We start from the raw sequence: 20,256 nt of genomic DNA on the forward strand, positions 1-20,256 counted from the left end.
GTTACATTAAAGTTTTTATACTTTGTTTAACAAGCACTGTGCTTATTTTAATATAAGCATGGTGCTTTTTGTGTTATTATAAAGCTTAATTAAACTTTATTGCTTTGTAATAAAGTTTAATTAATTTTAGTGAGTAAAAGACATTAAACTCAACAATGATACATCATAAAAATTTTAATGTACTCGATTTTAAAATACATACTTACTAAGCTAAAGAATAATGATAATTGATGGCAATGGCGGAAAATAGATGTTGTCATTATAATAATAAATGAAACAATTATGTTGGAGGTAAACACGCATGAAATGTATTGTAGGTCTAGGTAATATAGGTAAACGTTTTGAACTTACAAGACATAATATCGGCTTTGAAGTCGTTGATTATATTTTAGAGAAAAATAATTTTTCATTAGATAAACAAAAGTTTAAAGGTGCATATACAATTGAACGAATGAACGGCGATAAAGTGTTATTTATCGAACCAATGACAATGATGAATTTGTCAGGAGAAGCAGTTGCACCGATTATGGATTATTACAATGTTAATCCAGAAGATTTAATTGTCTTATATGATGATTTAGATTTAGAACAAGGACAAGTTCGCTTAAGACAAAAAGGAAGTGCGGGCGGTCACAATGGTATGAAATCAATTATTAAAATGCTTGGTACAGACCAATTTAAACGTATTCGTATTGGTGTGGGAAGACCAACGAATGGTATGACGGTACCTGATTATGTTTTACAACGCTTTTCAAATGATGAAATGGTAACGATGGAAAAAGTTATCGAACACGCAGCACGCGCAATTGAAAAGTTTGTTGAAACATCACGATTTGACCATGTTATGAATGAATTTAATGGTGAAGTGAAATAATGACAATATTGACAACGCTTATAAAAGAAGATAATCATTTTCAAGACCTTAATCAGGTATTTGGACAAGCAAACACACTAGTAACTGGTCTTTCCCCGTCAGCTAAAGTGACGATGATTGCTGAAAAATATGCACAAAGTAATCAACAGTTATTATTAATTACCAACAATTTATACCAAGCAGATAAATTAGAAACAGATTTACTTCAATTTATAGATGCTGAAGAATTGTATAAGTATCCTGTGCAAGATATTATGACCGAAGAGTTTTCAACACAAAGCCCTCAACTGATGAGTGAACGTATTAGAACTTTAACTGCGTTAGCTCAAGGTAAGAAAGGGTTATTTATCGTTCCTTTAAATGGTTTGAAAAAGTGGTTAACTCCTGTTGAAATGTGGCAAAATCACCAAATGACATTGCGTGTTGGTGAGGATATCGATGTGGACCAATTTCTTAACAAATTAGTTAATATGGGGTACAAACGGGAATCCGTAGTATCGCATATTGGTGAATTCTCATTGCGAGGAGGTATCATCGATATCTTTCCGCTAATTGGGGAACCAATCAGAATTGAGCTATTTGATACCGAAATTGATTCTATTCGGGATTTTGATGTTGAAACGCAGCGTTCCAAAGATAATATTGAAGAAGTCGATATCACAACTGCAAGTGATTATATCATTACTGAAGAAGTAATCAGCCATCTCAAAGAAGAGTTAAAAACTGCATATGAAAATACAAGACCCAAAATAGATAAATCAATGCGCAATGATCTGAAAGAAACGTATGAAAGCTTTAAATTATTCGAAAGTACATACTTTGATCATCAAATACTACGTCGTTTAGTAGCGTTTATGTATGAAACACCTTCGACAATTATTGATTATTTCCAAAAAGATGCAATCATTGCAGTTGATGAATTTAATCGTATTAAAGAAACTGAAGAAAGTTTAACAGTAGAGTCTGATTCGTTTATTAGCAATATTATTGAAAGTGGTAATGGATTTATAGGACAAAGTTTTATAAAATATGATGATTTTGAAACATTGATTGAAGGCTATCCTGTCACTTATTTTTCATTATTCGCTACAACAATGCCGATAAAACTAAATCATATTATTAAATTTTCATGTAAACCTGTCCAACAATTTTATGGGCAATATGACATTATGCGTTCTGAATTTCAACGATATGTTAATCAAAACTATCATATCGTGGTTTTGGTCGAAACCGAAACTAAAGTTGAACGTATGCAAGCGATGTTAAGTGAAATGCATATTCCATCAATAACAAAATTGCATCGCTCAATGTCATCGGGGCAAGCAGTGATTATTGAAGGCAGTTTATCTGAAGGATTTGAACTACCTGATATGGGATTAGTTGTCATTACTGAGCGTGAGCTTTTTAAATCAAAACAGAAAAAGCAACGAAAACGTACGAAAGCTATCTCAAATGCTGAAAAAATTAAGTCTTACCAAGATTTAAATGTGGGAGATTATATTGTTCATGTGCATCATGGTGTTGGTAGATATTTAGGTGTTGAGACGCTCGAAGTGGGGCAAACGCATCGGGATTATATTAAATTGCAATATAAAGGTACGGATCAACTATTTGTTCCAGTAGATCAAATGGATCAAGTTCAAAAATATGTAGCTTCGGAAGATAAGACGCCAAAATTAAATAAACTCGGTGGCAGTGAATGGAAAAAAACAAAAGCTAAAGTTCAACAAAGTGTTGAAGATATTGCTGAAGAGTTGATTGATTTATATAAAGAAAGAGAAATGGCAGAAGGTTATCAATATGGGGAAGACACAGTTGAGCAAACAACATTTGAATTAGATTTTCCATATGAACTTACGCCTGACCAAGCTAAATCTATCGATGAAATTAAAGATGACATGCAAAAATCGCGTCCAATGGATCGCTTGCTATGTGGTGATGTTGGTTATGGTAAAACTGAAGTTGCAGTGAGAGCAGCATTCAAAGCAGTAATGGAAGGAAAGCAAGTTGCATTTTTAGTTCCTACAACTATTTTAGCTCAGCAACATTATGAGACGTTAATTGAGCGTATGCAAGATTTTCCTGTTGAAATTCAATTAATGAGTCGTTTTAGAACGCCTAAAGAGATAAAACAAACTAAGGAAGGACTTAAAACTGGATTTGTTGACATAGTTGTTGGTACACACAAATTACTTAGTAAAGATATACAGTATAAAGATTTAGGGCTGTTGATTGTAGATGAAGAACAACGATTTGGTGTACGCCATAAAGAGCGTATTAAAACATTAAAACATAATGTAGATGTACTAACATTGACTGCAACCCCAATACCTAGAACATTGCATATGAGTATGCTAGGTGTGCGCGATTTGTCAGTGATTGAAACGCCGCCAGAAAATCGTTTCCCAGTTCAAACATATGTATTAGAACAGAACATGAGTTTTATCAAAGAAGCTTTAGAAAGAGAACTATCCCGTGATGGCCAAGTGTTTTATCTTTATAATAAAGTGCAATCCATTTATGAAAAACGAGAACAACTCCAGATGTTAATGCCAGATGCTAACATTGCAGTTGCTCATGGACAAATGACAGAGCGCGATTTAGAAGAAACGATGTTAAGTTTTATCAATAATGAATATGATATTTTAGTAACGACGACGATTATTGAAACAGGTGTCGATGTCCCAAATGCAAATACTTTGATCATTGAAGATGCAGATCGCTTTGGATTGAGTCAGTTGTATCAATTAAGAGGTCGTGTTGGTCGTTCAAGTCGTATTGGTTATGCATACTTCCTACATCCAGCAAATAAGGTACTAACTGAGACTGCAGAAGATCGATTACAAGCGATTAAAGAATTTACGGAGTTAGGCTCAGGATTTAAGATTGCGATGCGTGATTTGAACATTCGTGGTGCTGGTAATTTGTTAGGTAAACAACAGCACGGCTTTATTGATACAGTTGGATTTGATTTGTACAGTCAAATGTTAGAAGAAGCTGTAAATGAAAAACGTGGTATTAAGGAACCAGAATCTGAGGTGCCAGAAGTCGAAGTTGATTTAAACTTGGATGCATATTTGCCAACAGAATATATTGCAAATGAACAAGCTAAAATTGAAATTTATAAAAAGCTACGAAAAACTGAAACATTTGATCAAATTATCGACATTAAAGATGAATTAATTGATCGTTTCAATGATTATCCTGTTGAAGTAGCACGTTTGCTTGATATAGTGGAAATAAAAGTACACGCATTACATTCAGGTATCACGTTGATTAAAGATAAAGGGAAAATAATTGATATTCATTTATCTGTAAAAGCCACTGAAAATATTGATGGCGAAGTGCTGTTCAAAGCAACACAACCTTTAGGTAGAACAATGAAGGTTGGTGTTCAAAATAATGCAATGACAATTACTTTAACGAAACAAAATCAATGGCTTGATAGTTTGAAGTTTTTAGTTAAGTGCATTGAAGAAAGTATGAGAATTAGTGATGAAGCATAAAGAAGCATTTAATGGCGTTGTCGTGTTAACTGCTGCATTAATTGTCATTAAAATTCTGAGTGCTGTATATCGAATTCCATATCAAAATATATTAGGCGATACAGGTTTGTATGCATATCAACAAGTGTATCCAATTGTAGCATTAGGAATGATATTATCGATGAATGCCATTCCTAGTGCAATTACACAAAATATAGGGAAGTATCATAGTGACGAAGCATATACAAAAGCGGTCGCTTATATACAATTAGTTGGTATATTAATATTTATTGCTATTTTTGTGTTTGCGAACAATATTGCACATATGATGGGTGATGGGCATTTAACACCAATGATTCAAGCTGCAAGTTTAAGCTTTATATTTATAGGTATGCTTGGCGTGTTAAGAGGTTATTATCAATCTGCAAATAATATGACAGTTCCGGCTATTTCCCAGGTTATAGAACAAGTTATACGAGTAGGTATTATCATTGTTACTATTGTTATTTTTGTAGACAGAGGTTGGACGATATATGAAGCGGGAACAATTGCTATTTTAGCATCAACGATAGGTTTTTTAGGTTCTTCAATTTATTTAGTAGCGCACCGACCTTTTAAGTTTAAAATGGTAAATAACACTGCAAAGATCGTTTGGAAACAGTTCGCACTTTCGGTTTTGATTTTCGCTATCAGTCAATTAATCGTAATTTTATGGCAAGTGATTGATAGTGTTACTATTATTAAGTCACTTCAAGCGATACGCGTGCCATTCGATGTTGCCATAACTGAAAAAGGAGTCTATGACCGTGGTGCATCATTTATTCAGATGGGATTGATTGTAACTACAACATTTAGTTTTGCGCTCATTCCTCTGTTAAGTGACGCAATCAAAATGAATAATCAGGTACTTATGAATCGTTATGCAAATGCGTCATTAAAGATTACGATTTTAATAAGTGCAGCAGCGGGAATAGGATTAATTAATTTATTGCCTTTAATGAACGGTGTGTTTTTTAAGACGAATGATTTAACCTTAACGTTAAGTGTTTATATGATTACGGTCATTTGTGTATCGTTAATTATGATGGATATGGCATTATTACAAGCGCAACATGCTGTGAGACCTATTTTTGTTGGTATGACGGCAGGATTGGTTATTAAATTTATACTTAATATCATTTTGATTCGTTTAAGTGGCATTATTGGTGCGAGCATTAGTACTGTTGTATCATTAATTATATTCGGTACGATTATCCATATTGCTGTCACGAGAAAATACCACTTACATGCGATGAGACGATTTTTTATCAATGTTGTTTTAGGTATGGTATTTATGTCGATTGTTGTTCAATGCGTGTTAAACATAGTGACAACACACGGTAGAATCACTGGACTCATTGAATTATTATGTGCAGCAGTATTAGGTATCATTGCATTGTTTTTCTATATTTTTAGATTTAATGTTTTGACATATAAAGAGTTAACTTATTTACCATTTGGTTCAAAGTTGTATCAAATTAAGAAAGGAAGACGTTGATGGCACATACCATTACGATTGTTGGCTTAGGAAACTATGGCATTGATGATTTGCCGCTAGGGATATATAAATTTTTAAAGACACAAGATAAAGTTTATGCAAGAACGTTAGATCATCCAGTTATAGAATCATTGCAAGATGAATTAACATTTCAGAGTTTTGACCATGTTTATGAAGCACATGACCAATTTGAAGATGTCTATAATGATATTGTGGCGCAATTGGTTGAAGCTGCTAATGAAAAAGATATTGTCTATGCGGTTCCGGGTCATCCTAGAGTTGCTGAGACAACTACAGTGAAATTACTGGCTTTAGCAAAGGACAATACTGATATAGATGTGAAAGTTTTAGGTGGTAAAAGCTTTATTGATGATGTGTTTGAAGCAGTTAATGTAGATCCAAATGATGGCTTCACACTGTTAGATGCGACATCATTACAAGAAGTAACACTTAATGTTAGAACGCATACATTGATTACACAAGTTTATAGTGCAATGGTTGCTGCTAATTTGAAAATCACTTTAATGGAACGATATCCTGATGATTACCCTGTTCAAATTGTCACTGGTGCACGAAGCGATGGTGCGGATAACGTTGTGACATGCCCATTATATGAATTGGATCATGATGAAAATGCATTCAATAATTTGACGAGTGTATTCGTACCAAAAATCATAACATCGACATATTTGTATCATGACTTTGATTTTGCAACGGAAGTGATTGATACTTTAGTTGATGAAGATAAAGGTTGTCCATGGGATAAAGTGCAAACGCATGAAACGCTTAAGCGTTATTTACTTGAAGAAACATTTGAATTGTTCGAAGCTATTGACAATGAAGATGATTGGCATATGATTGAAGAGCTAGGAGATATTTTATTACAAGTGTTATTGCATACTAGTATTGGTAAAAAAGAAGGGTATATCGACATTAAAGAAGTGATTACAAGTCTTAATGCTAAAATGATTCGTAGACACCCACACATATTTGGTGATGCCAATGCTGAAACTATCGATGACTTAAAAGAAATTTGGTCTAAGGCGAAAGATGCTGAAGGTAAACAGCCAAGAGTTAAATTTGAAAAAGTATTTGCAGAGCATTTTTTAAATTTATATGAGAAGACGAAGGATAAGTCATTTGATGAGGCCTCGTTAAAGCAGTGGCTAGAAAAAGGGGAGAGTAATACATGAGATTAGATAAATATTTAAAAGTATCACGGTTAATAAAGCGACGTACGCTAGCAAAAGAAGTAAGTGATCAAGGTAGAATTACAATAAATGGTAATGTTGCTAAAGCTGGATCGGATGTTAAAGTTGAAGATGTGCTGACGATTCGCTTTGGTCAAAAATTAGTAACAGTTAAAGTAACTGCATTAAATGAACATGCATCTAAAGATAACGCGAAGGGCATGTATGAAATCATTGAAGAGCGTCGACTTGAAGAAGCGTAAATTGGAGGTGACAAGCAATGAAAAATAAAGTAGAACATATAGAAAATCAGTACACGTCGCAAGAGAATAAGAAAAAACAACGTCAAAAAATGAAAATGCGTGTTGTTCGTAGGCGTATTACAGTATTTGCGGGCGTATTACTTGCGATAATTGTTGTTTTATCAATCTTGCTTGTTGTCCAAAAACATCGCAATGATATCGATGCACAGGAGCGAAAAGCGAAAGAAGCACAGTTTCAAAAGCAACAAAATGAAGAAATTGCGTTAAAAGAAAAGTTGAATAATCTGAATGACAAAGATTATATTGAAAAAATTGCGCGTGATGATTATTACTTAAGCAACAAAGGTGAAGTGATTTTTAGGTTGCCAGAAGACAAAGATTCGTCTAGCTCAAAATCTTCGAAAAAATAAATCCAAATTGATTCAAAATTATCCGAGTATAGACATTGTGAAAAAATCCAAACAAGGATATAATAAGGGAAAATCGAATCAAATCGGGAGGATTTATTTAACATATGTCAATCGAAGTTGGAAATAAGCTTAAAGGTAAAGTCACTGGTATTAAAAAGTTTGGTGCATTCGTAGAATTACCTGAAGGAAAAAGTGGTTTAGTTCACATTAGTGAAGTCGCAGATAATTATGTTGAAAACGTAGAAGAGCACCTTTCTGTTGGTGATGAAGTAGACGTAAAAGTATTATCTATTGCTGATGATGGAAAAATTAGTCTTTCAATTAAGAAAGCTAAAGACCGTCCACGTAGACAACATACGAGTAAACCAAGTCATCAAAAACCAGTGCAAAAAGCCGAAGATTTTGAAAAGAAATTAAGCAATTTCTTAAAAGATAGTGAAGATAAATTAACTTCAATCAAACGTCAAACAGAATCTAGACGCGGTGGCAAAGGTTCAAGACGTTAATTAAAATAAATAAAGACTGTTTCGATAAGGAATATATTTAGAATGATGCGTATCGAATAATCGATTGCAGCGTTAGACAATCTAAGACTGTTTCTTAAATAAGGAGCAGTCTCTTTTATTTGTAATGATATAACTAAGACTTATACCATTTTTGAAAATTGTAAAAGTGAGGTGATGTTATGCAGTTAAATAGTAATGGTTGGCATGTTGATGACCATATTGTTGTCGCTGTTTCTACAGGTATTGATAGTATGTGTTTATTGTATCAACTACTAAATGATTATAAAGATAGTTATAGAAAACTAACATGCTTACATGTCAATCATGGCGTTAGGTCAGCTTCAATCGAGGAAGCCAGATTTTTAGAAGTATACTGCGAACGTCATCACATCGATTTACATATCAAAAAGTTAGATTTGTCGCATAGTCTCGACCGAAATAACAGCATTCAGAATGAAGCTCGAATTAAACGTTACGAATGGTTTGATGAAATGATGAATGTATTAGAAGCGGATGTATTGCTAACGGCGCATCATTTGGACGATCAATTAGAAACTATTATGTATCGTATTTTTAATGGGAAATCGACGCGTAATAAACTAGGATTTGATGAGTTATCGAAGCGAAAAGGTTATCAGATTTATCGACCACTTTTAGCTGTCTCTAAAAAAGAAATAAAACAATTCCAAGAGAGATATCATATTCCATATTTTGAAGATGAATCTAATAAAGATAACAAATATGTTAGAAATGATATTCGTAATAGAATTATTCCAGCTATTGATGAAAATAATCAACTTAAAGTATCGCATTTATTAAAATTAAAACAATGGCATGATGAACAATATGATATTTTGCAATATTCAGCTAAACAATTTATTCAAGAATTTGTGAAGTTTGATGAACAGTCAAAATATTTAGAGGTTTCTAGACAAGCTTTTAATAACTTACCAAACTCATTAAAGATGGTTGTGTTGGATTGCCTATTATCAAAGTATTATGAGTTGTTTAATATTAGTGCTAAAACATACGAAGAGTGGTTTAAACAATTTAGTAGTAAGAAAGCACAATTCAGTATTAATCTCACGGATAAATGGATAATTCAAATTGCATATGGTAAATTAATAATAATGGCTAAAAATAATGGCGATACATATTTTAGAGTTCAAACTATTGAAAAGCCAGGTAATTATATTTTTAACAAATATCGATTAGAGATACATTCTAATTTACCAAAATGTTTATTTCCGCTTACAGTGAGAACACGACAAAGTGGCGATACATTTAAACTGAATGGGCGCGATGGTTATAAGAAAGTGAATCGCCTGTTTATAGATTGTAAAGTGCAACAGTGGGTTCGGGATCAAATGCCAATCGTATTGGATAAACAACAGCGCATTATTGCGGTAGGAGATTTATATCAACAACAAACAATAAAACAATGGATTATAATTAGTAAAAATGGAGATGAATAGCGTTATGCATAATGATTTGAAAGAAGTATTGTTAACTGAAGAAGATATTCAAAATATCTGTAAGGAATTGGGAGCACAATTAACAAAGGATTATCAAGGTAAACCATTAGTATGCGTGGGTATCTTAAAAGGCTCAGCAATGTTTATGTCAGATTTAATTAAACGAATTGATACCCATTTATCAATTGATTTCATGGATGTTTCTAGTTATCACGGAGGCACTGAGTCAACTGGTGAAGTTCAAATCATTAAAGATTTAGGTTCTTCTATTGAAAATAAAGACGTATTAATTATTGAAGATATCTTAGAGACTGGTACTACACTTAAGTCAATTACTGAATTATTACAATCTAGAAAAGTTAATTCATTAGAAATAGTTACTTTATTAGATAAACCAAACCGTCGTAAAGCGGACATTGAAGCTAAGTATGTAGGTAAAAAAATACCAGATGAATTTGTTGTTGGTTACGGTTTAGATTATCGTGAATTATACCGAAACTTACCATATATCGGTACGTTAAAACCTGAAGTGTATTCAAATTAATTTTTTAATCAATTTCAGTTATTATTACTATGCGTTTGAGAAATAATAGTGTAGACTCAAAAATATGAAAAATGTATTTCATATATATTTAATTTTAGACAAGACATATGTCTTGAAAAGTTGAAAAATATAGAGATTGATAAAACTAATACGGATGTGAATGACATTGATGTTAAGCTCAATTACTAGCTTATAAAACATGTCATATGTTACAATTTTTGTTAGTTTTATTATGGGAAGTAGGAGGAAATGACGCATGCAGAAAGCTTTTCGCAATGTGCTAGTTATCGTAATAATAGGCGTTATTATTTTTGGTCTATTTTCATATTTAAACGGTAATGGAAATATGCCGAAACAGCTTACATATAATCAATTTACTGAGAAGTTGGAAAAAGGTGACCTTAAAACTTTAGAAATCCAACCACAACAAAATGTCTATATGGTAAGTGGTAAAACGAAAAATGATGAAGACTATTCATCAACTATTTTATATAACAACGAAAAAGAATTACAAAAAATTACTGATGCTGCTAAAAAGCAAAACGGTGTAAAATTAACGATTAAAGAAGAAGAAAAACAAAGTGTCTTTGTGAGTATACTTTCAACATTAATTCCAGTTGTAGTCATAGCGTTATTATTTATTTTCTTCCTAAGCCAAGCACAAGGTGGCGGTAGTGGCGGTCGTATGATGAACTTTGGTAAATCTAAAGCAAAAATGTACGATAATAATAAACGTCGTGTTCGTTTCTCTGATGTAGCAGGGGCAGATGAAGAAAAACAAGAATTAATTGAAATTGTTGATTTCTTGAAAGATAATAAAAAATTCAAAGAAATGGGATCTAGGATTCCTAAAGGTGTCTTACTTGTTGGACCTCCAGGTACTGGTAAAACATTACTTGCTAGAGCGGTTGCAGGTGAAGCTGGCGCACCATTCTTCTCTATTAGTGGTTCAGACTTTGTAGAGATGTTTGTTGGTGTTGGTGCGAGCCGTGTTCGTGACTTATTCGATAATGCTAAGAAAAACGCGCCTTGTATCATCTTTATCGATGAGATTGATGCTGTTGGTCGTCAACGTGGTGCAGGTGTTGGTGGCGGTCATGATGAACGTGAACAAACCCTAAACCAATTATTAGTTGAAATGGATGGTTTCGGTGAAAATGAAGGTATCATTATGATAGCTGCTACAAACCGTCCTGATATCCTTGACCCAGCCTTATTACGTCCAGGTCGTTTTGATAGACAAATTCAAGTTGGTCGTCCAGATGTGAAAGGCCGTGAAGCAATTCTTCATGTTCATGCTAAAAACAAACCACTTGATGAAACGGTTGATTTAAAAGCAATTTCACAACGTACACCTGGTTTCTCAGGTGCTGATTTAGAGAACTTATTAAATGAAGCATCTTTAATTGCTGTACGTGAAGGTAAAAAGAAAATTGACATGAGAGATATCGAAGAGGCAACGGATAGAGTTATAGCCGGACCTGCTAAGAAATCTCGAGTTATTTCTAAGAAAGAACGTAATATTGTTGCTCATCACGAAGCTGGTCATACAATTATCGGTATGGTACTTGATGAGGCAGAAGTAGTGCATAAAGTTACTATTGTTCCACGTGGACAAGCAGGTGGTTATGCAATGATGCTACCTAAACAAGATCGTTTCTTAATGACTGAACAAGAGTTATTAGATAAAATCTGTGGTTTACTTGGTGGACGTGTATCAGAAGATATTAACTTTAACGAAGTATCAACAGGTGCTTCAAATGACTTCGAACGTGCAACACAAATCGCACGCTCAATGGTTACGCAATATGGTATGAGTAAAAAATTAGGACCATTACAGTTCGGTCATAGCAATGGTCAAGTATTCTTAGGTAAAGATATGCAAGGTGAGCCTAATTATTCAAGCCAAATCGCATATGAAATTGATAAAGAAGTTCAACGAATCGTTAAAGAACAATACGAACGTTGTAAACAAATTTTATTAGAGCACAAAGAACAATTAATTTTAATTGCTGAAACATTATTAACAGAAGAAACATTAGTTGCTGAACAAATTCAATCATTATTCTACGAAGGTAAATTACCTGAAATTGATTATGATGCAGCTAAAGTTGTTAAAGATGAAGATTCTGAATTTAATGATGGTAAATTCGGTAAATCTTATGAAGAGATTCGTAAAGAGCAATTAGAAGATGGACAACGTGACGAAAGTGAAGATCGTAAAGAAGAAAAAGATATTGCTGAGGATAAAAAAGAAGCTGATAAATCTGATGAAAAAGATGAACCAGCACATCGACAAGCCCCAAATATCGAAAAACCTTACGATCCAAATCACCCAGACAATAAATAATCGATTATATTCAGTACCTCTTTCTATGATAAAGTTATAGAAAGAGGTACTTTTATCGTTTTTGAAAATACGTATTAGATTTTAAGTCGTTGAATTGTTATAGCAGAAAATAATTGTAAAACAAGTTACTTCATTATTTAGAATGATGGGTGTAGAATAAGTACAATTGTTGCATTTTATGAAGTAAAGTAATTTTTTAAATATAGAGTAATAGAGGAGATTGAAATAATGACACACGATTATATTGTTAAAGCATTAGCATTTGATGGGGAGATTAGGGCTTATGCTGCTTTGACAACTGAAACTGTTCAAGAAGCACAAACGAGACATTATACATGGCCGACAGCATCTGCTGCAATGGGAAGAACAATGACAGCAACAGCTATGATGGGCGCAATGTTGAAAGGTGATCAAAAATTAACTGTCACTGTAGATGGCCAAGGACCTATTGGACGAATTATTGCCGATGCAAATGCTAAAGGCGAGGTGCGTGCTTATGTAGACCATCCACAAACTCATTTTCCATTAAATGAGCAAGGTAAACTTGATGTAAGACGAGCAGTAGGGACAAATGGATCTATTATGGTTGTTAAAGACGTTGGAATGAAAGACTATTTCTCTGGAGCAAGTCCAATTGTTTCAGGAGAACTTGGTGAAGATTTTACTTATTATTATGCTACAAGTGAACAAACACCTTCATCGGTAGGTCTTGGTGTATTGGTAAATCCTGATAATACGATTAAAGCAGCAGGAGGATTTATCATTCAAGTTATGCCAGGTGCCAAAGATGAAACAATTTCAAAATTAGAAAAAGCAATTAGTGAAATGACACCAGTTTCTAAATTAATTGAACAAGGATTAACGCCAGAAGGATTACTAAACGAAATCTTAGGTGAAGACCATGTGCAAATTTTAGAGAAAATGCCTGTTCAATTTGAATGTAATTGTAGTCATGAGAAATTTTTAAATGCTATTAAAGGATTGGGCGAGGCTGAGATTCAAAATATGATTAAAGAAGATCATGGTGCTGAAGCAGTATGTCATTTCTGTGGAAATAAATATAAATATACTGAAGAAGAATTAAACGTGTTGCTAGAAAGTTTAGCGTAATTTAATTTAAATCAATACGCTAAAATGTTTATTTTTAGCGGTTTAGTGAAATGTAGAACTAAATAGTTGTATAATCCTTAGTGATTTTGTTTGCTTTCTAGAATTTATTTGATAAAATAATTCTATATCCGATAAATAAACTAAGATTTCAACAACTAACTAAAAAGGAGTGTTCTTAATGGCACAAAAACCAGTAGATAATATTACTCAAATTATTGGCGGTACACCGGTAGTCAAATTGAGAAATGTAGTAGATGACAATGCAGCAGATGTTTATGTAAAATTGGAATATCAAAATCCAGGTGGTTCTGTAAAGGATAGAATTGCTTTAGCAATGATTGAAAAAGCAGAGCGAGAAGGCAAAATTAAACCTGGCGATACAATTGTAGAACCAACAAGTGGTAATACAGGTATCGGTTTAGCATTTGTATGTGCTGCTAAAGGATATAAAGCAGTATTTACTATGCCCGAAACAATGAGCCAAGAGCGTCGTAATTTATTAAAAGCATACGGTGCGGAATTAGTTTTAACGCCTGGATCAGAAGCGATGAAAGGTGCAATTAAAAAAGCTAAAGAATTGAAAGAAGAACATGGTTACTTCGAGCCACAACAATTTGAAAACCCTGCGAACCCTGAAGTTCATGAGTTAACTACAGGTCCTGAGTTATTACAACAATTTGAAGGGAAAACTATCGATGCGTTCCTAGCTGGTGTTGGTACTGGTGGTACGTTATCTGGTGTAGGTAAAGTTCTGAAAAAAGAATATCCTAACATCGAAATTGTTGCTATAGAGCCTGAGGCTTCTCCAGTATTGAGCGGTGGTGAGCCAGGTCCACATAAATTACAAGGTTTAGGTGCTGGATTTATTCCAGGCACTTTGAATACAGAAATCTATGACAGTATTATTAAAGTAGGAAATGATACAGCGATGGAAATGTCTCGTCGAGTTGCTAAAGAGGAAGGTATTTTAGCAGGTATTTCATCAGGTGCTGCGATTTATGCTGCCATTCAAAAAGCAAAAGAATTAGGAAAAGGTAAAACAGTAGTAACAGTATTGCCGAGTAATGGTGAACGCTACTTATCAACACCTTTATATTCATTCGATGACTAATTAATGTCATTTAAAAGAGTGAGTTATCTTTTTGAGATAACTTGCTCTTTTTTTCTACCATGTATATTTTTAAAAATATGAGCGTTAAATTAAACATTTTTCTGATAAAAATATCCAGTGAATGATAAGATAATAAACGTACATACTAATAACTAGTAAATAGCAGGAGTAAATTTTATTAGAGTTAAACAATACATAATTAAAGGGTGGTTAACATGACTAAAACAAAAATTATGGGCATATTAAACGTCACACCTGATTCATTCTCAGATGGTGGAAAATTTAATAATGTTGAATCAGCTATAAATAGAGTGAAAGCCATGATAGATGAAGGTGCTGACATTATAGATGTTGGAGGTGTTTCAACGAGACCAGGTCATGAAATGGTTTCATTAGAAGAAGAGATGAACAGAGTATTACCTGTTGTTGAAGCTATTGTCGGTTTTGATGTAAAAATTTCAGTCGATACATTTCGAAGTGAGGTTGCTGAAGCATGTTTAAAATTAGGCGTTGATATCATTAATGATCAATGGGCTGGGCTGTATGATCATCATATGTTCCAAATTGTAGCTAAATATGACGCGGAAATTATTTTAATGCATAATGGAAATGGTAATCGTGATGAACCGGTTGTCGAAGAAATGTTAACATCTTTGTTAGCACAAGCACATCAAGCTAAAATAGCTGGTATACCTTCAAATAAAATTTGGCTAGATCCAGGTATAGGTTTCGCTAAAACTAGAAATGAAGAAGCCGAAGTTATGGCAAGACTGGATGAACTTGTTGCAACAGAATATCCAGTTTTATTAGCGACAAGCCGGAAACGTTTCACTAAAGAGATGATGGGTTATGATACAACACCGGTTGAAAGAGATGAAGTAACTGCAGCTACGACTGCATATGGTATTATGAAAGGCGTTAGAGCAGTACGCGTTCATAATGTCGAGTTGAATGCTAAATTAGCTAAAGGTATAGATTTTTTAAAGGAGAATGAAAATGCAAGACACAATCTTTCTTAAAGGTATGCGCTTTTATGGATATCATGGTGCTTTATCAGCTGAAAATGAAATAGGGCAAATTTTCAAAGTGGATGTAACTTTGAAAGTAGACTTAGCTGAAGCTGGGCGTACTGATAATGTTATTGATACAGTTCATTATGGTGAAGTGTTCGAAGAGGTTAAATCAATTATGGAAGGTAAGGCCGTTAATTTACTTGAGCATCTAGCTGAACGTATTGCAAATCGTATAAATTCACAATATAATCGTGTAATGGAAACGAAAGTGAGAATCACTAAAGAAAACCCACCGATTCCGGGTCATTATGATGGAGTAGGTATCGAAATAGTGAGGGAGAATAAATGATTCAAGCATACTTAGGATTAGGTAGTAATATTGGTGATAGAGAAAGCCAGTTAAACGATGCTATAAAGATTTTGAATGAATATGATGGTATTAACGTATCTAATATTTCTCCGATTTATGAAACAGCACCAGTTGGGTATACTGAGCAACCTAACTTTTTAAATTTGTGTGTTGAAATTCAAACAACACTCACAGTATTACAACTGTTGGAATGTTGTTTGAAGACAGAAGAATGTTTACACCGTATTAGAAAGGAACGATGGGGTCCTAGAACTTTAGATGTGGATATTTTGTTGTATGGAGAAGAAATGATAGATTTACCAAAACTGTCGGTGCCACATCCGAGAATGAATGAACGTGCATTTGTTTTAATCCCATTAAATGATATAGCAGCAAATGTCGTAGAACCACGTTCGAAATTGAAAGTGAAAGATTTAGTTTTTGTCGATGACAGTGTAAAGAGATATAAATAATGCATTGTTGAGAACATTCATATTTATTGGGAATAGATGATTGATTATTGGAGATGTTTCCGCATTTTGATTATCTCTAAATGCATTTGATTTCGAATTAGTATATGATGATTTAGTATGTGTTAGAATTAAGTTATTTCATAAAATCAAAGTAAGCAATATTTGATAAATTGCTGTAATTTATTTGGGCTTTTGTTGAAGTTTGTGGAAGATAATTTTTATACATTTACTTAGGGTTGTATTAATGATAATCATATTTTAAATGAATAAGTAATTCATAAACGAAAACAGAAATTGCTTTATTACATTTACAAGCTCTTGTAAAATTAAAAAAGTGATAAAATTGATGTTATGAATATAAGAAAACATGCCACATCATAACTTTAAGGTGTAATGGTTAATGATAAAGTATTAGAAACATCGAAAGAGATGTATGTTGGGCAAAAATGTCTGATATTTTATAAAACTTTAAAGGAAAATGTTTGAGTGTACCAGTTGGAATACTAAAGGATTACAACAAGTTAAAGGAGAGAAAGTTATGTCAGAAGAAATGAATGACCAAATGTTGGTTCGACGTCAAAAATTACAAGAATTATATGATCTTGGTATAGACCCGTTTGGTTCTAAATTTGACCGTTCAGGTTTATCTAGTGATTTGAAAGAAGAGTGGGACCAGTATTCTAAAGAAGAATTGGTAGAAAAAGAAGCGGATAGTCATGTCGCTATAGCTGGACGATTAATGACTAAGCGTGGTAAAGGTAAAGCAGGATTTGCACACGTTCAGGACTTAGCTGGACAAATTCAAATTTACGTTCGTAAAGATCAAGTTGGCGATGACGAATTTGATTTATGGAAAAATGCTGATTTAGGCGATATCGTTGGTGTTGAAGGTGTAATGTTCAAAACAAATACTGGCGAATTATCGGTTAAAGCGAAGAAATTCACGCTACTAACTAAATCATTGCGACCATTACCGGATAAATTCCACGGTTTACAGGATATTGAACAGAGATATCGTCAAAGATATTTAGATTTAATTACGAACGAAGATAGCACTCGTACATTTATTAATCGTAGTAAAATCATTCAAGAAATGCGTAATTATTTAAATAATAAAGGTTTCTTGGAAGTAGAAACACCTATGATGCACCAAATTGCTGGTGGAGCAGCTGCTAGACCATTTGTAACACATCATAATGCATTAGATGCAACGTTATACATGCGTATTGCTATTGAGTTGCATTTAAAACGTTTAATTGTCGGTGGACTTGAAAAAGTATATGAAATTGGTAGAGTATTCCGTAATGAAGGTGTATCAACTAGACATAACCCTGAATTCACAATGATTGAATTATATGAAGCATATGCAGATTATCATGACATTATGGATTTAACAGAATCTATGGTGAGACATATTGCCAATGAAGTATTAGGTTCTGCAAAAGTACAATACAATGGGGAAACGATTGATTTAGAATCTGCTTGGACTCGTTTGCATATTGTTGATGCTGTAAAAGAAGCTACTGGTGTGGATTTTTATGAAGTTAAAAGTGATGAAGAAGCTAAAGCTTTAGCTAAAGAACATGGTATTGAAATTAAAGATACAATGAAATATGGTCATATTTTAAATGAATTCTTTGAGCAAAAAGTTGAAGAAACACTTATTCAGCCAACGTTTATCTATGGTCATCCGACTGAAATTTCACCTTTAGCGAAGAAAAATCCTGAAGATCCTAGATTTACTGATCGTTTCGAATTGTTCATTGTAGGTAGAGAGCATGCAAATGCATTTACTGAATTAAATGATCCTATTGATCAAAAAGGTCGTTTTGAAGCGCAACTTGTTGAAAAAGCGCAAGGTAATGATGAAGCGCATGAAATGGATGAAGATTACATTGAAGCGTTAGAATATGGTATGCCTCCGACAGGTGGTCTTGGTATCGGTATTGACAGATTGGTTATGTTATTAACTGATTCTCCATCAATCAGAGACGTGTTATTATTCCCTTATATGAGACAAAAATAAATGACGTTGATTGTTAGTAAGAGCTCTCGTGTATACAACATGTGTATGCGAGGGTTTTCTTAATTATGGTAATTAGTTCGTGTTTGAATGTTTTTGATAGTAATAGTTAACGATAGTGGTGCTATTTTTGACTGTTAAACAAGGTAGTTGGCTGATAGATGAAAATGACGATATAGTTCGGATGAGAAATGTTAACGATAGACATTGAGATATCTTATAACAAAAATTGCTATATTAGTATAATTTATCTTAATCAGCTATAAAAGTACTTTAAAATTGTATAGAATGTGTATGGTTTTGTACATATGTGTATGATAGAATACTGAAAGTGTTATGAATTAGAGAGCACGAGAAATGTCAGTTTTGAAGAATAAAAAAGTTGATTAAAAGTGTTGACTTTATCAATTGAATGAAGTAATATATAAAAGTCGTCAAAAACAGACGAAACACACTAAAAGCTGATGTGACAAAGTTCACAACAAAGTGTAAAATTAACTATTGCACCTTATTAATTAAGCGTGTATCATAAATAAGTAAGTTATTTTGTCTGGTGACTATAGCAAGGAGGTCACACCTGTTCCCATGCCGAACACAGAAGTTAAGCTCCTTAGCGTCGATGGTAGTCGAACTTACGTTCCGCTAGAGTAGAACGTTGCCAGACAAATGACAAATCGGAGAATTAGCTCAGCTGGGAGAGCATCTGCCTTACAAGCAGAGGGTCGGCGGTTCGAACCCGTCATTCTCCACCATTTATTCTTAGATATAGCCGGCCTAGCTCAATTGGTAGAGCAACTGACTTGTAATCAGTAGGTTGGGGGTTCAAGTCCTCTGGCCGGCACCATCTTTTGAGCCATTAGCTCAGCTGGTAGAGCATCTGACTTTTAATCAGAGGGTCAGAGGTTCGAATCCTCTATGGCTCATTACGATTTAATTTTTATATTTAGCAAAATAATGCAGAAGTAGTTCAGCGGTAGAATACAACCTTGCCAAGGTTGGGGTCGCGGGTTCGAATCCCGTCTTCTGCTCCATTATTTTGCCGGGGTGGCGGAACTGGCAGACGCACAGGACTTAAAATCCTGCGGTGAGAGATCACCGTACCGGTTCGATTCCGGTCCTCGGCACCATTTTAGCGCCCGTAGCTCAATTGGATAGAGCGTTTGACTACGGATCAAGAGGTTATGGGTTCGACTCCTATCGGGCGCGCCATTTTTAAATTAATTGAATAACGGGAAGTAGCTCAGCTTGGTAGAGCACTTGGTTTGGGACCAAGGGGTCGCAGGTTCGAATCCTGTCTTCCCGATTACTTCTTAAATTCCATTTTATGGGGGCTTAGCTCAGCTGGGAGAGCGCCTGCTTTGCACGCAGGAGGTCAGCGGTTCGATCCCGCTAGTCTCCACCATTTATTTTTACACGATGAACATTGAAAACTGAATGACAATATGTCAACGTTAATTCCAAAAAACGTAACTATAAGTTACAAACATTATTTAGTATTTATGAGCTAATCAAACATCATAATTTTTATGGAGAGTTTGATCCT

At 33.9% G+C, this 20,256-nt stretch carries 17 protein-coding genes, 8 tRNA genes and 1 rRNA gene; all 26 read left to right on the top strand.

Features of this window, described 5'->3' with window-relative positions; genetic code table 11:
* The first annotated feature begins 301 nt into the window (after positions 1 to 301).
* Complete coding sequence (gene pth, locus IDG63_RS12475) at positions 302 to 874, top strand: aminoacyl-tRNA hydrolase (protein WP_000649791.1); 573 nt, start codon at positions 302 to 304, stop codon at positions 872 to 874.
* Positions 874 to 4,380, top strand: coding sequence for a transcription-repair coupling factor (gene mfd, locus IDG63_RS12480; RefSeq protein ID WP_000154224.1), 3,507 nt, complete (start codon positions 874 to 876; stop codon positions 4,378 to 4,380). The genes pth and mfd overlap by 1 nt, the downstream gene beginning before the upstream one ends.
* On the top strand, positions 4,370 to 5,896 hold the full coding sequence (locus tag IDG63_RS12485) for a polysaccharide biosynthesis protein (RefSeq protein WP_000680755.1): 1,527 nt from the start codon (positions 4,370 to 4,372) through the stop codon (positions 5,894 to 5,896). Before mfd ends, IDG63_RS12485 begins: the two co-directional genes overlap by 11 nt.
* Positions 5,896 to 7,089, top strand: coding sequence for a MazG nucleotide pyrophosphohydrolase domain-containing protein (locus IDG63_RS12490; RefSeq protein ID WP_000951444.1), 1,194 nt, complete (start codon positions 5,896 to 5,898; stop codon positions 7,087 to 7,089). The genes IDG63_RS12485 and IDG63_RS12490 overlap by 1 nt, the downstream gene beginning before the upstream one ends.
* Positions 7,086 to 7,349: an RNA-binding S4 domain-containing protein gene (locus tag IDG63_RS12495; protein ID WP_001234988.1), complete on the top strand. Its 264-nt coding sequence runs from the start codon at positions 7,086 to 7,088 to the stop codon at positions 7,347 to 7,349. The genes IDG63_RS12490 and IDG63_RS12495 overlap by 4 nt, the downstream gene beginning before the upstream one ends.
* Before the next feature lie 17 nt (positions 7,350 to 7,366).
* A complete protein-coding gene (gene divIC / locus IDG63_RS12500; RefSeq protein WP_000792417.1) occupies positions 7,367 to 7,759 on the top strand; it encodes a cell division protein DivIC in 393 nt (130 codons plus the stop codon).
* Positions 7,760 to 7,863: 104 nt separating this feature from the next.
* On the top strand, positions 7,864 to 8,265 hold the full coding sequence (locus IDG63_RS12505) for a S1 domain-containing RNA-binding protein (RefSeq protein WP_000021445.1): 402 nt from the start codon (positions 7,864 to 7,866) through the stop codon (positions 8,263 to 8,265).
* Positions 8,266 to 8,444: 179 nt separating this feature from the next.
* On the top strand, positions 8,445 to 9,740 hold the full coding sequence (gene tilS, locus IDG63_RS12510) for a tRNA lysidine(34) synthetase TilS (RefSeq protein ID WP_001176726.1): 1,296 nt from the start codon (positions 8,445 to 8,447) through the stop codon (positions 9,738 to 9,740).
* 4 nt (positions 9,741 to 9,744) lie between these two features.
* Positions 9,745 to 10,284, top strand: coding sequence for a hypoxanthine phosphoribosyltransferase (hpt, locus tag IDG63_RS12515; protein ID WP_000551283.1), 540 nt, complete (start codon positions 9,745 to 9,747; stop codon positions 10,282 to 10,284).
* Between the two features lie 256 nt (positions 10,285 to 10,540).
* Complete coding sequence (ftsH, locus tag IDG63_RS12520) at positions 10,541 to 12,634, top strand: ATP-dependent zinc metalloprotease FtsH (protein WP_001167888.1); 2,094 nt, start codon at positions 10,541 to 10,543, stop codon at positions 12,632 to 12,634.
* Between the two features lie 228 nt (positions 12,635 to 12,862).
* Positions 12,863 to 13,744 (top strand): Hsp33 family molecular chaperone HslO, encoded by an 882-nt coding sequence (gene hslO, locus IDG63_RS12525; protein ID WP_000148605.1) that lies wholly within the window; start codon positions 12,863 to 12,865, stop codon positions 13,742 to 13,744.
* 178 nt (positions 13,745 to 13,922) lie between these two features.
* Entirely contained in the window at positions 13,923 to 14,855 is a 933-nt protein-coding gene (gene cysK / locus IDG63_RS12530; RefSeq protein ID WP_000057594.1) for a cysteine synthase A, read from the top strand.
* Positions 14,856 to 15,070: 215 nt separating this feature from the next.
* The gene (gene folP, locus IDG63_RS12535; RefSeq protein ID WP_000167923.1) at positions 15,071 to 15,874 is read left to right on the top strand and encodes a dihydropteroate synthase; all 804 of its coding nucleotides are present in this window, start codon (positions 15,071 to 15,073) and stop codon (positions 15,872 to 15,874) included.
* Entirely contained in the window at positions 15,852 to 16,217 is a 366-nt protein-coding gene (gene folB / locus IDG63_RS12540; RefSeq protein WP_001154302.1) for a dihydroneopterin aldolase, read from the top strand. Before folP ends, folB begins: the two co-directional genes overlap by 23 nt.
* A complete protein-coding gene (folK, locus tag IDG63_RS12545; protein ID WP_000613716.1) occupies positions 16,214 to 16,690 on the top strand; it encodes a 2-amino-4-hydroxy-6-hydroxymethyldihydropteridine diphosphokinase in 477 nt (158 codons plus the stop codon). Before folB ends, folK begins: the two co-directional genes overlap by 4 nt.
* Positions 16,691 to 17,083: 393 nt before the next feature.
* Positions 17,084 to 17,176: a hypothetical protein gene (locus tag IDG63_RS12550; RefSeq protein ID WP_031835053.1), complete on the top strand. Its 93-nt coding sequence runs from the start codon at positions 17,084 to 17,086 to the stop codon at positions 17,174 to 17,176.
* A 52-nt stretch (positions 17,177 to 17,228) separates the two neighbouring features.
* Positions 17,229 to 18,716 carry a lysine--tRNA ligase gene (lysS, locus tag IDG63_RS12555; RefSeq protein WP_001288202.1) on the top strand — a complete coding sequence of 496 codons (1,488 nt, stop codon included), beginning with the start codon at positions 17,229 to 17,231 and terminating at the stop codon, positions 18,714 to 18,716.
* 546 nt (positions 18,717 to 19,262) lie between these two features.
* Positions 19,263 to 19,377: ribosomal RNA gene (gene rrf / locus IDG63_RS12560) — 5S ribosomal RNA — on the top strand.
* Between the two features lie 12 nt (positions 19,378 to 19,389).
* Positions 19,390 to 19,465, top strand: a tRNA-Val gene (locus tag IDG63_RS12565).
* A gap of 16 nt (positions 19,466 to 19,481) precedes the next feature.
* Positions 19,482 to 19,557, top strand: a tRNA-Thr gene (locus IDG63_RS12570).
* A gap of 6 nt (positions 19,558 to 19,563) precedes the next feature.
* Positions 19,564 to 19,636, top strand: a tRNA-Lys gene (locus IDG63_RS12575).
* A 33-nt stretch (positions 19,637 to 19,669) separates the two neighbouring features.
* A tRNA-Gly gene (locus IDG63_RS12580) sits at positions 19,670 to 19,744 on the top strand.
* A gap of 7 nt (positions 19,745 to 19,751) precedes the next feature.
* Positions 19,752 to 19,840 (top strand) — tRNA-Leu (locus tag IDG63_RS12585).
* Between the two features lie 5 nt (positions 19,841 to 19,845).
* Positions 19,846 to 19,922 (top strand) — tRNA-Arg (locus tag IDG63_RS12590).
* Between the two features lie 20 nt (positions 19,923 to 19,942).
* Positions 19,943 to 20,016 (top strand) — tRNA-Pro (locus IDG63_RS12595).
* 23 nt (positions 20,017 to 20,039) lie between these two features.
* A tRNA-Ala gene (locus IDG63_RS12600) sits at positions 20,040 to 20,115 on the top strand.
* The last annotated feature ends 141 nt before the right edge of the window (positions 20,116 to 20,256 follow it).

Origin of the sequence: Staphylococcus sp. EG-SA-14, assembly GCF_017151935.1 — a bacterium.
Classification (GTDB): Bacteria; Bacillota; Bacilli; order Staphylococcales; family Staphylococcaceae; genus Staphylococcus; species Staphylococcus aureus.